At 44.7% G+C, this 15,627-nt stretch carries 11 protein-coding genes and 1 tRNA gene; 8 read left to right on the top strand and 4 right to left on the bottom strand.

All coding sequences use genetic code 11. From position 1 onward, the window contains the following. Nucleotides 1-42 precede the first annotated feature (42 nt). Nucleotides 43-723, top strand: a complete 681-nt coding sequence (locus tag NYP65_RS03250; RefSeq protein ID WP_472781484.1) for a GNAT family N-acetyltransferase — start codon at nucleotides 43-45, stop codon at nucleotides 721-723. Nucleotides 724-911: 188 nt separating this feature from the next. On the opposite strand, the gene NYP65_RS03245 is transcribed toward NYP65_RS03250, so the two are convergent. Further along, nucleotides 912-2,315, bottom strand: a complete 1,404-nt coding sequence (locus NYP65_RS03245; RefSeq protein ID WP_102704921.1) for an MFS transporter — start codon at nucleotides 2,313-2,315, stop codon at nucleotides 912-914. 327 nt (nucleotides 2,316-2,642) lie between these two features. On the opposite strand from NYP65_RS03245, the gene NYP65_RS03240 reads away from it, so the two are divergent. The 6 genes from NYP65_RS03240 (at nucleotide 2,643) to NYP65_RS03215 (ending at nucleotide 10,729) form a co-directional block, all read left to right on the top strand. Next, nucleotides 2,643-2,786, top strand: coding sequence for a hypothetical protein (locus NYP65_RS03240; RefSeq protein WP_004132738.1), 144 nt, complete (start codon nucleotides 2,643-2,645; stop codon nucleotides 2,784-2,786). A 152-nt stretch (nucleotides 2,787-2,938) separates the two neighbouring features. Beyond that, nucleotides 2,939-4,894: a ribonuclease J gene (locus tag NYP65_RS03235; RefSeq protein WP_032843039.1), complete on the top strand. Its 1,956-nt coding sequence runs from the start codon at nucleotides 2,939-2,941 to the stop codon at nucleotides 4,892-4,894. A gap of 115 nt (nucleotides 4,895-5,009) precedes the next feature. Continuing rightward, nucleotides 5,010-7,622, top strand: coding sequence for an aminopeptidase N (gene pepN, locus NYP65_RS03230; protein WP_473410600.1), 2,613 nt, complete (start codon nucleotides 5,010-5,012; stop codon nucleotides 7,620-7,622). 132 nt (nucleotides 7,623-7,754) lie between these two features. Further along, entirely contained in the window at nucleotides 7,755-9,335 is a 1,581-nt protein-coding gene (locus NYP65_RS03225) for an aminopeptidase P family protein (protein WP_415704743.1), read from the top strand. Between the two features lie 296 nt (nucleotides 9,336-9,631). Continuing rightward, the gene (locus NYP65_RS03220; RefSeq protein ID WP_004132728.1) at nucleotides 9,632-10,528 is read left to right on the top strand and encodes a carbohydrate kinase family protein; all 897 of its coding nucleotides are present in this window, start codon (nucleotides 9,632-9,634) and stop codon (nucleotides 10,526-10,528) included. A 24-nt stretch (nucleotides 10,529-10,552) separates the two neighbouring features. After that, nucleotides 10,553-10,729 (top strand): hypothetical protein, encoded by a 177-nt coding sequence (locus NYP65_RS03215; protein ID WP_155237437.1) that lies wholly within the window; start codon nucleotides 10,553-10,555, stop codon nucleotides 10,727-10,729. A 287-nt stretch (nucleotides 10,730-11,016) separates the two neighbouring features. Here NYP65_RS03215 and NYP65_RS03210 read toward each other — a convergent pair. Further along, nucleotides 11,017-11,090 (bottom strand) — tRNA-Ile (locus NYP65_RS03210). A gap of 160 nt (nucleotides 11,091-11,250) precedes the next feature. After that, nucleotides 11,251-11,967 (bottom strand): ECF transporter S component, encoded by a 717-nt coding sequence (locus NYP65_RS03205; RefSeq protein WP_116689737.1) that lies wholly within the window; start codon nucleotides 11,965-11,967, stop codon nucleotides 11,251-11,253. 349 nt (nucleotides 11,968-12,316) lie between these two features. Here NYP65_RS03205 and NYP65_RS03200 point away from each other — a divergent pair, with 349 nt between their 5' ends. Further along, a complete protein-coding gene (locus NYP65_RS03200) occupies nucleotides 12,317-13,771 on the top strand; it encodes a bifunctional folylpolyglutamate synthase/dihydrofolate synthase (RefSeq protein WP_032815748.1) in 1,455 nt (484 codons plus the stop codon). An 18-nt stretch (nucleotides 13,772-13,789) separates the two neighbouring features. Here NYP65_RS03200 and NYP65_RS03195 read toward each other — a convergent pair whose 3' ends face one another. Beyond that, nucleotides 13,790-15,571: a UDP-N-acetylmuramoyl-L-alanyl-D-glutamate--2,6-diaminopimelate ligase gene (locus NYP65_RS03195; protein WP_116689735.1), complete on the bottom strand. Its 1,782-nt coding sequence runs from the start codon at nucleotides 15,569-15,571 to the stop codon at nucleotides 13,790-13,792. Nucleotides 15,572-15,627: the final 56 nt, after the last annotated feature.

Raw genomic sequence — 15,627 nt, 5'->3', positions numbered from 1 at the left:
AGTTAGTAAAAGTAAAGTTAGTAAAAGTAAAAGAAGGACAAAATGACGGTTGAGTTTCGTCCAGTTAAAATTAACGACATTGACGCAATCGTAGAAGAATACGAGCGCACATGGGGGATTGCGAATGCTGTTGGAGCAGACGCTTCGCGCAATCTTTCTAGGCGATTCGTGCTGCACTATTTGGAGCCTTCTACTTACGGAACTGTTGCAACAATAAACGGCAAATTTATGGGGCTGCTTCTTGCGCGCGTGTACGGAGATAAAGTGCTGTTTAAGCAAGTTCAGAAGATGCTAGAAGAGCAAGAAGCAAAGATGTCTAGCAAAGACGATTCTTTGCACGTAAAAGCGCTGGATTCTGCGATTTCAATGGGTCAGATTGAGCGCAAGTTGGAGGCGATGAGCCATATAAACGACTTGACTCAGGCAGAGTTGGAGCTTTTTATTGTTTCTCCAGACGCTCGCGGGCACGGAGTCGGCGGCGGATTGTGGAAGCGCACAATGCAACATTTGCGCAGCCGCGGAGTGAACCGCTACTTTTTGCACACAGACACGGCTTGCGATGTTAGTTTTTACGATTATCACGGGCTTAGGCGAGATGCTACGTGGGCTAAAAAAGATCACGAAAAGTATGCGGATCGCGTAAAAGACCTTGTTGAGGACTTGTACATATACTCGGGCGAGCCGTTTGTAAACCGCACCAGACGCACGCATCAATCGCGTTGATTAACTCCGCTTTTTGTACCAAATTTGGCCAATCGTTCGCGCGGTCTAAGCGCGCGAACGTCTTCGCCGCGCAGAAGCAATGCTTCTGCCTTGAGCGGCTCAGCGCTCCGAATTGCCCTCGCACGCTACGCTCTAAGTGCTCAGGCAGGTCGTCGCGCGTACAAAATACGGAAGAATGCTTGCGCGTATTAGCTGCGCTTGCGCGTTACAATAATCCACCCAATTGACGCGATTGGAATCGCAACAAGCGTAGAAATCCACGGAACCATCATTCCGCCGTGCGAACTCCACGCGTCAATCGCAAAGCCTGCAACCATGGATCCAAGCGAAGCGCCAGTAGCCGATGCTGTTGGCAGCCAAGATAATCCTTCGGTAAGCGAATGCTCTGGAATCGTGTCTTTAACAATAAGGTTTCCAGTTGCAAAAATCGGCGAAACGCATAATCCACTTAAAAGCTCAAAAATGCTTAGAAGCACAAGTCTATCTATGTTAATGTTCATAAGAATAAAGCCAATGGTAAGCAGGCTTAGAAACACGATTAGATGAGACCAATTAGAACCGCGGAATTTATGCGAGCCAAAAATAACGGCTCCAACTAAAGACCCGCATGCAAACAGCGCAAGTTGCAAGCCGATCAGTTTGTCTAATCCTTGTGCGCGCATTGCTGCTGTAACAGATACGTCAAAGGCGCTAAAACTCATGTTAAAAACAAGGAACATAACAACAAGCGGTATAATTCCGCGGTATAGAAGCACGTTTTTTGACTTGTTTTTGCGATTTGTGTTCCTCAGCTGTTTTAGTGAAAGCCTATCTCTAAGATTTTTTGCGATTAGTTTCTTGCCATTTTTTGACGAGTCTTCCGCCGAGTCTTCCGATGTACGGTAAGGGCCATTTTCCAGCGCAGCTCGCACATCTTCATCATTTGCGGGTGCGCTTTCTACTTGCACAATTTTAACAACCGCAGGTTGCGTGTTTTTAAGTGACAAGAACCATGCTCCGCCTAGTCCGCTTGCCAAAACTGGCACAAAAAGCTGAGATACAGGGTGAACGCTAGTGGCAAGCCACGCTGCAAGAATTGGTCCGAATATAAACACAATCTCGTCGATTCCAGATTCCAGCGCGTATGCAACGTTTAGCAGCGTGTCGTCAGTTTGACTTTTAAGAGTGTATGCCCAGCGAGTTCTAACAAGCGCGCCGAACGCAAATTGTGTAACACCCATTAAAATTGCAAGCGCAAACAGTATTGGCAAAGGTATGTGGAAAAGTGCGGCGGTTGCAAACGACAGCATGCAAACAACTTGCGCACTTAGGGCGATTACACCCACTTTTCGCTGGCCGAATCTATCAAAAAGCTTTGCATATAATGGCGTTACGGCTGCTTGCGATAGCACGTATGCGGCGCTCATAGTGCCTGCAATTGTCCAATTATTATAAATGTGGTTTAAGGCTAGAACAATTCCTAAGCCCATCATCGAAATAGGCAGCCTTGCTATTGCTCCAGATATGCAAAACGCTCGTGTTCCTTCAAAAGAGAACAATTTTGCGTAGTTTGACATAGGCGAAGACTTTTGCTGCGCCGATTGCGATGACATATTCACTTCCCTTAAATTTGTACGCGCTTAGCATGTTTAGCATGTTTAGCATGATTGATTTTTGAGTGTCTTTCTAGTCTACATTATGGCGTCAAAGTTTGCCGATGTTGTTTTGTTTTCCCGTGTTTGTACGTGTTTTGGGTCAAATGTGGTACAAAGTGCGGAAAAGTTTTCGCGCAGATTAGTCGCGTCTATTGCGATGTGATTGTTTTTACGATTTTTTGCGATTGTATATAGAGATTATCTTTTGAAGAAAAGTATTGTAGAATTAGAGATAATTGATTTTCTCTAATAAAAATGAGAAACAAGAATTTTAGAAGGTGCGTAATGTTTGGTTCACTTATTTGCTCGGCATCTGGATTTGCTAACATTCAATCAGGTTCTGCAATACTTGGCTCCATGATTTTTGCAATCGTGGTTGTTCTTGTTGGTATTGGAATTAAGATTTGGAAAAAATACGGCAAGCACTAGAGTGCATTAGAGTATTTGATTGCTAGAGCATTAGATTTAGCTTAATATTTTCGACTTTTATTTTTTACGGCATTTTTGTGATTGCCGCTTTTGTTGACGTGCGAAGTCGCAGTTTTGTAAATCCGTTGAGGCTTAACGCTACAATAGAGCAGATGAGTGATACAACGATGCAATCGACGGATGAGATTCTTGCAGAGATTGTAGACTCTGTAAAAATTCCTCAATCCTCAGATATAAACAATAAAAAGTCAACAAAAACTGTGAAAAAAGAAAATAAAACTACAAATAAAAATACAAAAACTAAAAAAACTAAAGACTCTGAATCGAATAAGGTGAGTAGGGCATCTAAAGGATTTAAGTCTCCTAAAAGCTCTAAAGCCACTTACAATGCGCTTCCGCCAGTGGTAAATGATCAGCGAGAGGGCGCGCTTGTTGCGCCTCCAAAGTATCGCAAGGGGTCAATGCGAATCGTTCCGCTTGGTGGATTGGGTGAAATTGGCCGAAATATGAACGTTATTGAATATAACGGCCATATTTTGCTTATAGATTGCGGAGTGCTTTTCCCAGAAGAAGAGCAGCCAGGCGTGGATCTGATTTTGCCAGACTTCCACTACATTCAAAACAGACTAGATAAAGTAGACGCGCTAGTTTTAACTCACGGCCACGAAGACCACATTGGCGGCGTGCCGTATTTGCTTAAAATGCGCCCAGATATTCCGCTAATCGGGTCTAAGCTCACTCTTGCGTTTGTTGAAGCAAAGTGCGAAGAACACAAGATTAAGCCAAAAACAATTCAGGTAGAAGGCCGCTCAAAGCTAAAAGTTGGCCCATACAATTTGGAGTTTATTAGCGTAACGCACTCGATTCCAGACGCTCTTGCTGTATGCGTAAAAACGCCAGCGGGAACGATTATAGACACTGGAGATATAAAGTTAGATCAGCTTCCACTAGACCATAGGCTTACTGATTTAGTTGAATTCGGAAAGCTTGGCGAGCAAGGAATTGACCTATTAATGGCTGATTCCACAAACGCTGAGATTCCAGGATTTGTTAAGCCAGAAACCACTATTGGACCGGCTTTGGATCAAGCGTTTGCTAACGCATCGCGCAAGATAATCGTAGCAAGCTTCTCTAGCCACGTTCACCGCGTTCAGCAAGTCGTAGATGCTGCGCACAAGTATGGTCGAAAAGTGGTGTTTGTTGGGCGATCAATGGTTAGAAATATGTCGATTGCGGCCGATCTTGGCTACTTGCATATTCCAGAAAATACTGTTGTAGATCTAAAGCAAGCAAAAGATATTCAAGACGATAAGCTTGTTTATATGTGCACAGGATCTCAAGGCGAGCCAATGGCAGCACTTGGACGAATCGCAGACGGAATACACAAAGATATTACAGTTAACGAGTTCGATACCGTTATTCTTGCAAGCTCTCTAATTCCAGGAAACGAGCACGAAGTTTATAAGGTTATTAACAAGCTTGTGCAAATGGGCGCTCGCGTAATCAACAAAGACAATGCTGCAATCCACGTATCTGGTCATTGCAACGAGGGTGAGTTGCTCTATTTGTACAACATTGTTAAGCCAAAGTGCGCTATGCCAATCCACGGAGAACACAGGCATCTTGTTGCAAACGGTTTGATTGCTGTTAAAACGGGCGTGGACCCTAAGAATGTTGTTTTGGCAGAAGATGGCGATGTTGTGGACTTGTACCACGGAAATGCTGCTGTTGTTGGCTCTGTTCCATGCGGATACGTGTACGTTGACGGCGATTCCGTTGGAGAGCTTACAGACGAAGAGCTGGAAAAGCGCAGAATCCTTGGTACGGAAGGCTTTGTGTCTAGTTTTGTAGTTGTAAATACAGATAGCGCAGACGTTGTAGCAGGTCCAAAGATTTACTTGAATGCTGTTGCAGAAGACGAATCTGATTTTGAAAAGGTTCGATCTCAGATTGTTTTCCAGCTTCAAGATGCCATGATGCACGGCGAGAAAGACACGCACAAGCTTCAGCAGATTATGCGAAGAACGCTTGGAAGTTGGATTGCGCGCGCGTTGCGTAGAAAGCCAATGATTGTGCCTGTTGTTGCGGATCTTGCGCAAAAGGATTAGTCAAGTGATTAGTCAAGGACTAGTCAAGCGATAAGAGCCACGTAAAAATCATAAATAAAGTAAAATCACCATAAATACACAAGTAAATACACAATAAACACAAAAGGAAGTTAATATGCCAGGAGCAAATCTGACTCGCGTAGAAGCTGCGGAACGTTTTAGCGCTATCCAAATGCCAATTCACTACACTGTTGCACTTGATTTAGGCAAGGGTGGCCGCGATTTTAAGTCGCACACAAAAATTGAGTTTGGCGCAAAAGTTGGTGGAACAAGCTTCCTCGATTTGATTGCAAACAGTGTTGAATCCGTTGTGCTTAATGGCGTTTCTCTTGACGTTTCTAAGGTTTTTGCAGATAGTCGCATCGAGCTTGCAAATTTGGCTGAGCACAACACAGTAGAAGTTGTAGCAAATTGCCAATATTCCAACACGGGCGAAGGCTTGCACAGAAGCGTTGATCCTTCCGACGGCAACGTTTACCTTTACACGCAATTTGAGGTTCCAGACGCTCGCCGCGTTTATGCAGTGTTTGACCAGCCAGATTTGAAGGCTGTTTTTGACTTTAGTGTGGATGCTCCAGAAAGTTGGATTGTTACTTCCAACATGCCAGTTAAAAGCGAAACTGCGATTGAAGGGCGCAAGACGGAAGATGGCACTTTGGAAAATGGCGCTGTAGAAGGCATGAAGCGCTGGGTGTTTGAGTCAACTCCAAAAATGAGCTCCTACTTAACTGCGATTTGCGCAGGTCCTTACGCCGAATGGCACACGTCTTACAACAATGAGGACGGCCGCGTAGTTCCAATGGCAATGTACTGCCGTCAGGCACTTAAAGACGCTTTTGCAAAAGATGTTGACTACTTGTTTGACATTACAAAGAAGGGCTTTGCTTTCTACGCTAAGACTTGGGGAGTGCCATATCCGTACGCAAAGTACGATCAGATTTACGTGCCAGAATACAACGCTGGAGCTATGGAAAACATTGGTATGGTTACAATTCGCGACCAATACGTGTTTGAGTCCAAAGTTACAGACGCTTATGCTGAGCGCCGCGTTGTAACAGTTTTGCACGAGCTTGCACACATGTGGTTCGGCGACTACGTAACTATGAAGTGGTGGAACGATCTTTGGCTCAACGAGTCTTTTGCTGAGTTTACGTCTACGCTTGCAACGGCTGAAGCAACCGAATGGCACGACGCTTGGAGCACATTTAATTCTGGCGAAAAGAGTTGGGCGCTTAATCAAGATCAGCTTCCAACAACGCATCCAATCGTGGCTCCAATCAACGATTTGAACGACACTTCCGTTAACTTCGACGGCATTACTTACGCAAAGGGCGCTTCTGTTTTGAAGCAACTTGTAGCATATGTTGGCCGCGAAAAGTTCTTTGAAGGAATTCACAACTATTTGAGCAAGCACGCTTATAGTAACGCAACTTTGGCTGATTTGTTGCACGAGTTGGAGCTTACAAGCGGACGCGATCTTAAGTCTTGGAGTGCGCAATGGCTTGAAAAGGCTGGAATTAACACGATTTCTACAGAAGTCGAAGAAGCTGAAGACGGTACTATTGCTTCCTTGCGTTTGCGTCAGAGCGCCCCAGTTGAGCATCCAGTTTTGCGCGCGCATCGCTTGGCTGTTGGATTCTACAATGTGGACGAAGCAAGTGGCGAGATTGTGCGCACAAAGCGAATCGAACTAGATGTTGATGGCGAAGTGACGGAAGTGGCGGAAGCGCGCGGATTGCAAAGGCCTGCGCTTATTCTTGTAAACGACGACGACTTGACTTACACAAAGCTACGTTTTGACGCAAAGTCGCTTGAGTTTGCTGCCGAAAATCTTTACCGCTTTAAGGATTCTTTGACGCGCTCTCTTATTTGGCTTGCACTGTGGGATATGACTCGCGACGCGGAATTCCCAGCAGAGCGCTTTGTGGAGCTTAGCCTTAAGGCCTTGGCAACTGAGCGCGAATCTACGACTTTCCGCTATGCTCTTGGTCAAGTAAAGGTAACTGCAAGCCACTACGTGGTGCCTGAGCGCCAAGCAGAAGTCGCAAAGCATGTTGCTCATGAACTATGGCAGTTGGCTTTGGCAGCTTCGGCAGGCTCCGACGAGCAATTCCAGTTGCTAAAGGCTTATCTTGGATACGGCGAAGTTGGAGATGCTGAGTTTGTACAAATCGCTAACGGATTGCTTGACGGTTCTGTGAGCTTAGAAGGCTTGGAAATAGATAACGACTTGCGTTGGAGCATTTTGATTGCGCTCGCAGGCGTAAATGCTTTGGACGAAGCTGGAATTGACGCGGAACTTAAAAAGCGCGATACTACCGAGAATCGTGAATACGCATACCAGGCTCGTGCTGCTCGCTCAACTGCAGAAGCTAAGGATTGGGCTTTTGAACAGGCTTTGCGTAATCTTGATTTGACTAATATGCAAATGGGTGCTGTGGTTGCTGGATTTGCAAGCACTGCTAAAGGCGATTTGGTTAAGCCTTATGTTGAGCGCTACTTTGCGGAAGTTGAGTGGATTTGGAAGAATCGCACATTCCATATGGCGGAAACTTTGATTGAAGGCTTGTATCCAAATTATGCGGATGTAGACGAGTTGGTTGAGCGCGGGCAAAGCTGGCTTGATGAGCATAAGGATGCGGATCAAGCTTTGCGGCGCATGGTGCTCGGCAAGCTCGATTCTTCTCGACGCACGCTTAAAGTGCAGCATTACAACGCTTCGCTCTAGTTTTTTGCAATCAAATAGCAATTTTCAATGTACATTCCTAATAAGAAAATAGGGAAATGTAGATTGAATCTAAGTTGATTAAGATTAAGTTGATTAAGATTAAACTCAAGGAGTCGCAAGATGGCAGAAGATATGCATCAATCAACGCCAACAATACATGGTGAGCAACTAAACGCGGATGGTACGCAAAAAGCGCAAGACCGCGTAAACAATCGATCTTTGCGACCAAACAGCGATTCCTTTAAAGAGTTTATGACTAGCGGCTGGGATAACCAGGAGCCTCAAATCGAACCGCTTGAATCGTCGAAATACACACCAGTGCGTCTAGAGGCGCTTGGCAAGCGATTCCCAGGCGAGCGCCTTGTTATTCCAGCAGGCCAGCCAAAAGTGCGCAATAACGATTGCGACTACGCTTTTAGGCCAGACACGACTTTCGCATATTACACTGGCTTGGGTCAGGATTACGAGGCAGGCGCTGTTCTTGTGCTTGAGCCAGTGCAAGCAGGCAGCGAAGAGGAAGCGGCGGGCAAAACCCACGTTCCGCAGCTTTTTGTGGCACCTCGCGCAGACAATAGCACTGCAGCATTCTATAAAGACCCACACTACGGCGAATACTGGGTTGGTCCTCGCGCAGGACTTAAAGAGCTTAAGGCTATGACTGGCATTGAAACGCGCGATATTGCCGAGCTTGACGACGCGATTGCAAAAAACGTTAGCGACGATAATAGCGCTGCCGAAAGCGTGCGCGTGCGAATTGTGCGCGAGTCGGATGCTGATCTAACTGCGCGCGTAGATGCTTTAAGAGAAGCGAGTGGATTTAGCGACGAAGATGCTAACATTGCTGCAGACGATAAGCTGCACGAAGTGGCTGCCGAAGCGCGAATGCTTAAAGATGCCTACGAGATTTGCGAAATGCGCAAAGCTGTTGCTGCTACAAAGTTAGGCTTTGATCGCATGCTTACGCGTTTGCCTCAAGCTTTGGGCAAGGATCATTCTGAACGCATGATTGAAGGCGCTTTTAACTCCGTTGCTCGAGAAGTTGGAAACGAAGTTGGCTACGATACAATTGTTGCTTCTGGCAAGCACGCTCCAATTTTGCACTGGATGCGCAACACGGGCGTGGTTTCTAGCGGTGATCTTCTTTTGATTGACGCTGGCGTAGAAGTTAACAGCCTTTACACAGCAGATATTACGCGAACTTTCCCAACCAATGGCAAGTTTACGGATTTGCAAAAGAAGCTTTACCAGTGCGTTCTCGACGCTCAGCAAGCTGGTTTTGAGGCTGCTAAGCCAGGTGCTACCTACAGCGATATTCACCACGCTTGCATGCGCGTGCTTGCAGAGCATTTGCACGAGTGGGGCATTCTAAAAGTTAGCGTTGAGGAATCGCTTTCTCCGCAAGGTCAGCAGCATCGTCGCTGGCATGCGTGTGGTGTTGCTCACCACTTGGGTCTAGATGTTCACGATTGCGCTCAAGCTCGCTACGAGGCTTATCAGGGTGCGAAGATTACTCCAGGAATGATTTTTACAATCGAGCCTGGCTTGTACTTTGCTGCCAATGATCTTATGCTTCCGCCAGAAATGCGCGGAATCGGAATCCGCATTGAAGATGATGTTTTGATGACGGAGAATGGTCCTGAATGGCTTTCTATCGATATTCCTAAGCAAATCGAAGATGTTGAAGCTTGGATGGCTCAGCGCGCTGCTAAATAGTGTGCTGCTATCTAAACGGATTGTCTAAGATTGTCTAGGATTATCTAGGATTATCTAGAATCATCTAAGATCATCTAAATTAATTATCTAATCTTTACGCAATAATGTTGTTATAGCACTTAGTTGTTATAACAACATTACTTTATTGCGGCTTATGTGGCTTGTGTGCTGCATATGCTTTATATGTTTCATGCGTTTTATACATTTGTGTTTTATGCATTTATGTGACTTGTTGCAATAAAGATGTTGATTAACGAGTCGCAGCCAAAATCATCGATACTCTCGAAAGGAATACAATGACTAAGCCAATCGTTCTTTCACTTGGAGAACTACTTTGGGATTTGCTTCCCCAAGGAAAACGAGTTGGAGGTGCTCCAGCGAATTTTGCGTATCACGCGCAATGCAATGGTGCAGAAAGCTACGTTATTAGTGCTGTTGGAGAAGATTCTCTTGGCAATGAACTTGTTGAAGAAGTTGAAAAAGCAGGGATTAAGCACGTTATTCAGCGCAATGCTTGGCCAACTAGTACGGTAGATGTTTCGCTTAGAAATGGCATTCCAGAGTACACGATTGTGCGAAACATTGCGTGGGATCATATTGTTTATACGCGCGAACTTGTGGATCTTGTTAGCAAAGCAGACGCGATTTGCTTTGGAACTCTTAGCTTAAGATCGCAAGAAACACACGATACTGTTTTGGAGCTTTTAAAGCATGCAAAGCCAAACGCCATGAAGTTCTTCGACATAAACATTCGTAGCGATCATTATTCAAAGGATTTGATTGACGCTCTTCTTAAAGAGGCAACTGTTTTTAAGCTTAACGATTCCGAGCTGCTTCTTCTTAGAGATATGTTCAATATTCGCGAAACTTCCGACAATGAGGCTTGCAAATGGTTCCAAGCTCGCTATGGTTTGGATTACGTGATTTTGACTGGCGGATCTACTTTTAGCGCAATCTTTACTAAGAATGGCGAAAGCTCTACCTACCCAACTCCTCATGTGGAAGTTAACGACACGGTTGGTGCTGGAGACTCATTCTCTGGCACGTTTACTGCAAGGATTTTAGCTGGCGATTCGCTTAAAGACGCGCATCGTGCTGCAATCAACACTGCTGCGTACGTTTGCACTCAAGCAGGAGCGTGGCCAGAGTACCCGAGCGAAATCCCAGACTATCTTTCTAAAGCAGGACTGTAGGCTGTAAGAATAGAAGGTATGCTCATGGCTGATTTTGTTTGGGACGATAATAAGGCTAAGCACTATGATGGCAAAGAATCCGAGCAGATGATTCAAGCAATGTTTATGCGCGCAGCAGATGATGCGCCAGACATTGATACTGCTGTAAGGCTCCTAAGAGCTGGACGGCCGCGGCAAAATCCTGGACGACACTACTACTGAAAATAAGTGGCGCGCAATATGCTCAAAGTATTCTCTAATTGAGAATACAAGTTGAAAATTAGTAATTACCCCTCGCTCCATGCGGGGGGTAATTTTTTATACTCTTAACTTTTTGTGAAAATGATATAATAGAAGTAGGTTCTTTTTGGCGTGTCACACACGGTTTTAAGAGCAGTTTAATCGCTTAAATACGCTTAAACATAGTGGTTCAGGTGTGTCGTTTGGTGTGTCGTTACTGTTTGCGACTTGCTGAAAACGTTGAAATAAAGCCATTTTGAGTTATTTAGTGGGGCCTCAGGGGCTTGAACCCTGGACCGACGGATTATGAGTCCGTTGCTCTAACCGACTGAGCTAAAGCCCCACGCTAACAAAGTTAGCAACGACTAGATTAGCACATACCCATAAACGTTTAACACGCTGTTTAACATGCTGCGATTCACGCTACGATTAGCGCATTGTTTAGCGAGCAAAATCGCATGAGTGCGCGCAAGACAAGTCGCAAGCAGCTTTAGAGCAAATAGCTACGCTACTACTTCTTGGTCTCTTCCAGAAGCAAAATTGCTTAAAGCTCCAGTCTTACGAACTGCAACGAATAGAATCCAAGGAACAATTCCAGCAATAACAAAGCCGCTTATAAGCTCGCAAATCATGTGAATTGTAAGATAGTTTGCGCTCTTGCCCTGGTAAACCACAAACATCAAGTAAATGCCATATTCAAGAGCGGTAAGCGTGCCAGAAATTACGCTTAAAGTAAGATTGTATTTTTTGTAGCGAGCAATAGCAAAAGGAAGCTCGCTAAATACGGCTTGCAAAGCGGCAGAAGCTAAAACCATAAACGCAGAGAATTGCTGGCCAAGAATGTTCTCAAACACGGCACCAACAACGTTTACGTAAATTGCAGCACCAGGCTTACGGATTAAAAGAAGAGCAAGCGGACCAGACATGTACCAAACGCCGTGCAAAATGCTGCCAAATCCAGGCAAAACAGTGCGCAAAATAGGGGAGATTTGGGAGAAGAACACAATTGTAAAGCCCCAGTAGATTATGCCAAACAAGGCGGCTAGAGCGGCGCCGAGCGATATATCTGCAACGCGCCATTTAAGACTTGCGATTGTTGTTGGTGCAGGATTTGCGTTTGCACGAGCCTTGTCGGTTATTGGAGTTTCGGATTGTGCGGAGTATTGTGCGTTTTCTTCGCTTTGATTGTTTGCGGATTCGTTGTTTAGAATATCACTCATTAGTGTTCCTAACTATTGATTGCTGCGCATTGTAATTTCTTTGAGCGTTTCTCGACCTACGCAGCCTGGGCAGAAACGCCAACGTGTACTTTACCATTTAATCGCCACTAACACGCCTTTATGCGCTAGTTTTGTGCGATTTGTAACGTTTTTGACTATTGCAGAAATCTATAACGCGCTATAAAACCGATTATTCAACGCAAACGCTATTTCCGCTTTTTGTATCACGACACGCCGTAAATCAGGTACAAAAACACTACAGTTATTAATCTAGATAGTTGGAAAAATGAGCGAAACGTAAATCCGAAAACGTAAATCCGAAAACGTAAATCAAAAATGGGAGCACAAAATGTCGATGGAACATCCAAATCGCACCAATGAGCGAATTGTTGACGTTGAGCGAGATATTATGAGCCGCGCTCCAGAGCATAACAAGACAAATCTTGATTTAGATAGAATGCGCTTAATCCTCGATATTTTGGGGCATCCAGAGCAGTCTATGCACGTGATTCACATTACTGGCACAAACGGCAAAGGCTCCACGGCGCGCATGGCGGAGGCGATTTGCCGCGCGTACGGTTTGCGCACGGGTCTTTACACTTCGCCGCATTTGCAACGCGTAAATGAGCGAATTATGATTGACGGCCAAGAAATTAGCGATGACCAGTTTGTTGACGTGTTTGATCAAATGAAAGACATTATAAACATGGTTGACGCTCGCATGGATGCTGATGGCAAGCCGCGAATGAGCTTTTTTGAAGTGCTTACAGCTATGGCGATTTGGGCCTTTGCCGACGCTCCTGTAGACGTTGCTGTGATGGAAGTTGGCATGGGCGGCGAATGGGACGCCACTAATGTTATGAACGCGGATGCTGCGATTATTGGCCCTGTAGACATGGACCACATGCAATGGCTTGGAAACACGGTTGAAGAGATTGCGCGTACAAAGGCTGGCATTATTAAGCCAAATTGCACTGTGATTTTGGGGCCGCAGCCACACGAATCGCAAGTTTTGCCGATTATTCAAGAGGTGGCAAATCGCAATAATGCCAAGCTTTTGCGCGACTTTAGTGACGGCAGCGGCGAGCTGGAGGTTGTTTCGCGCACTCCAGCTGTTGGTGGTCAAGTTGCCACTTTGCGAACTCCAAATGGCACTTATGAAGATGTTCCAATAGATAAGTTTGGTGTACATCAGTCGCATAATGCTTTGGCGGCGCTTGCTGCTGCGGAGGTTGTTCTGCCTGTAAATGGCGCTTTAGACGGCGATTTGGTTGCCGAGGCTTTGAGTCAAGTTAAGGTTCCTGGCAGAATTGAGCAAGTGCGTACTTCTCCAACGATTATTATTGACGGCGGCCACAATGTTAATGCTGCTGAGTCTCTTCGTAAAACAATCGAAGAAAACTATAATTTTGAGCAGCTTATTGGCGTTGTGGCAATGATGGCAGATAAGCAAGTTGAAGAATATTTAGGTGTTCTTGAGCCGATTTTAACTAAGATTATTGTTACGCGTAACTCTTGGCGCGACCGCGTGATGGATCCTAAAGACCTAGAGAAGATTGCGATTGGCGTGTTTGGCAAAGATCGCGTGATTCGCGTTGACGATCTTCCAGACGCTATTCAAACGGCAGTGAATCTTGTTGACGAAGACGATGAGCTTGGAGTGGGGTATGGGCACGGAGTGCTGATTTGCGGCAGCTTTGTTACGGCAGGAGATGCGCGCACTATGCTGATTGAGCGCGTTAATCCAGACTTAAAGAAGCCAAAGGATCAACGCGCTAATATTCATCCAAATCTTGCGGAATGACTTTAGCTAAAGAGGTGCTTAGCTAAATAAGCGTTTAATAATAAACGAATCTCCTTCGTAAGGAACATGTTTGTTGTGCACCTTTATCCAGCGTTCGTCGCCCTTTCCGATAGCAAGTATTATGTTTAGTCTGTTGTTCTCTCTAGCATCTTTTCTTGCTTCTTCAACACTGTACTCAATAGCTTCAGCTCTGTTTATAATAATTCGCGATTCAACGTTTGGATTGGTTACGCAAGATTGCATGTATTTGCAAATGTCCATTTCGTCTTCGACATTTGTGTCTTCTTGAGTGAACACAAATTGGTTGATTCGATCTTGTGCAGCTTGAACTATTTCTTTTCTCCTGTCAACGGCTTTGTCTCCCGTGGATCCTGTTACAAGCGTGATTCTAAAATCATTGTTACCGTATTTGTCGTATACGAAGTCGACAACAGATTTTGTGGAAATGTAGTTATGTGCGTAATCCACTATGGCAACTGTATTGGATTTTGTGTCTTTAAAGACTTCCATTCGCCCCGATATTTGAACGTTTTCTATAGCATGTAGGGCTTTTTGATCTGTGTTTTCATTTATGCTTAATGCGTTTGCGATTGCGATTGCTGCAGTGGCGTTTTCGTAGTTAAAGTCGCCTGCGATTTTTAGATTGAATTTGTCTATAGCGCTGTAATTAGGCATGTCTTGATTTACGTACTCGTTAGCTTCGCCTTCTAAGATCGCAATACAATGCTCTGACGTATTTTGCGTATTTTGCGAGCTCTGCAATCCTTGCGATTCATCGGATTCTTGCAACTCTGGTATCGCTACATATCTTGGCAAAACAAGCTCTGGGTATTTTTCGCTGTTTTCGTAAGGATGAATATCGGAATAATCGCTGCATTCTGTGCAATTACAAGTGTTTCCGTCTAGTTCTTCTTTGTGTATTCTGGAAAAAGTCGTGACTTTTACGCCATTTTTTTGTGCGTCTTGAAGAAGCAAATCCGCATGCGCGCAATCCGCATTAAGCACAAGTGCATCCGTATTTTTTACGATTTGACGCTTGCAATACAAATAATCTTCAAAAGTCGGGTGTTCGATTGGGCTTATGTGATCTGGGCTAATGTTCAAAAATGCCGCAACATTAAAGTGCAATCCATACACGCGGTTGACTTTGTATGCTTGCGACGAAACTTCCATAACAAGGTATTTCATGCCATTTTCTACGGCTTGGCTCATCATTCTAAACGCATCTAGGCTTTCTGGCGTAGTCAAGTCCGACTCAACATATGTTTTACCATCTAAGCAATTGTCTACCGAAGAGAATAGCGCCGCTTTGCCATTAGAATGTGCGTTCAAAATAGCATGAGTAAAGTATGCTGTGGTTGTTTTGCCTTTTGTTCCCGTAATGCCAATAGTCGTAAGCTTTTCTTGCGGATTGTTAAAGAATGCTGCCGAAAGTAAGCTCATAGCTTTATGAACATCTGTTACAATCAATCCAACCGCATTTGTGTAATCCGCGTAGCAATCCTGCGCAACGTATGCGTTTAAGCCATTTTTATCTGCGTCTTTAAGGTATTCTGGCTTAAAATTGCCCTTAATAAAAAGCAATGTGTTTGGCTTAATATCGCGCGAATCGTACGTTATGTGACTGTACGGCTTTGAGTGCGCACTAAAATCGCTAGCATCTATTGACCAAGTTTGGTCGTTTTCGTGCGTTAAATCGTCATGTTTTTGCGCACTTTTATTTTGTATTATTTCTCGCAAAAGATTTTGCTTTAACAAAATATTGCATGCTTCGTCTAAAGATAATTTTTGTAAAGACATTTCGCTTTTCCGTGTTGTTTTTCGTGTTATTTTTGTTATTTGCGTTTTATTTTAGT

The organism is Gardnerella sp. c12Ub_1, from assembly GCF_055804375.1.
This window is presented reverse-complemented; position numbering and strand designations above follow the sequence as displayed.

Excerpts from the sequence above, each read along its gene's own strand:
- pepN (WP_473410600.1), top strand. The coding sequence starts at position 5,010 with ATGCCAGGAGCAAATCTGACTCGCGTAGAAGCTGCGGAACGTTTTAGC.
- NYP65_RS03200 (WP_032815748.1), top strand. The coding sequence starts at position 12,317 with ATGTCGATGGAACATCCAAATCGCACCAATGAGCGAATTGTTGACGTT.
- NYP65_RS03205 (WP_116689737.1), bottom strand. The coding sequence starts at position 11,967 with ATGAGTGATATTCTAAACAACGAATCCGCAAACAATCAAAGCGAAGAA.
- NYP65_RS03220 (WP_004132728.1), top strand. The coding sequence starts at position 9,632 with ATGACTAAGCCAATCGTTCTTTCACTTGGAGAACTACTTTGGGATTTG.
- NYP65_RS03195 (WP_116689735.1), bottom strand. The coding sequence starts at position 15,571 with ATGTCTTTACAAAAATTATCTTTAGACGAAGCATGCAATATTTTGTTA.
- NYP65_RS03240 (WP_004132738.1), top strand. The coding sequence starts at position 2,643 with ATGTTTGGTTCACTTATTTGCTCGGCATCTGGATTTGCTAACATTCAA.
- NYP65_RS03250 (WP_472781484.1), top strand. The coding sequence starts at position 43 with ATGACGGTTGAGTTTCGTCCAGTTAAAATTAACGACATTGACGCAATC.
- NYP65_RS03225 (WP_415704743.1), top strand. The coding sequence starts at position 7,755 with ATGCATCAATCAACGCCAACAATACATGGTGAGCAACTAAACGCGGAT.
- NYP65_RS03245 (WP_102704921.1), bottom strand. The coding sequence starts at position 2,315 with ATGTCATCGCAATCGGCGCAGCAAAAGTCTTCGCCTATGTCAAACTAC.
- NYP65_RS03215 (WP_155237437.1), top strand. The coding sequence starts at position 10,553 with ATGGCTGATTTTGTTTGGGACGATAATAAGGCTAAGCACTATGATGGC.
- NYP65_RS03235 (WP_032843039.1), top strand. The coding sequence starts at position 2,939 with ATGAGTGATACAACGATGCAATCGACGGATGAGATTCTTGCAGAGATT.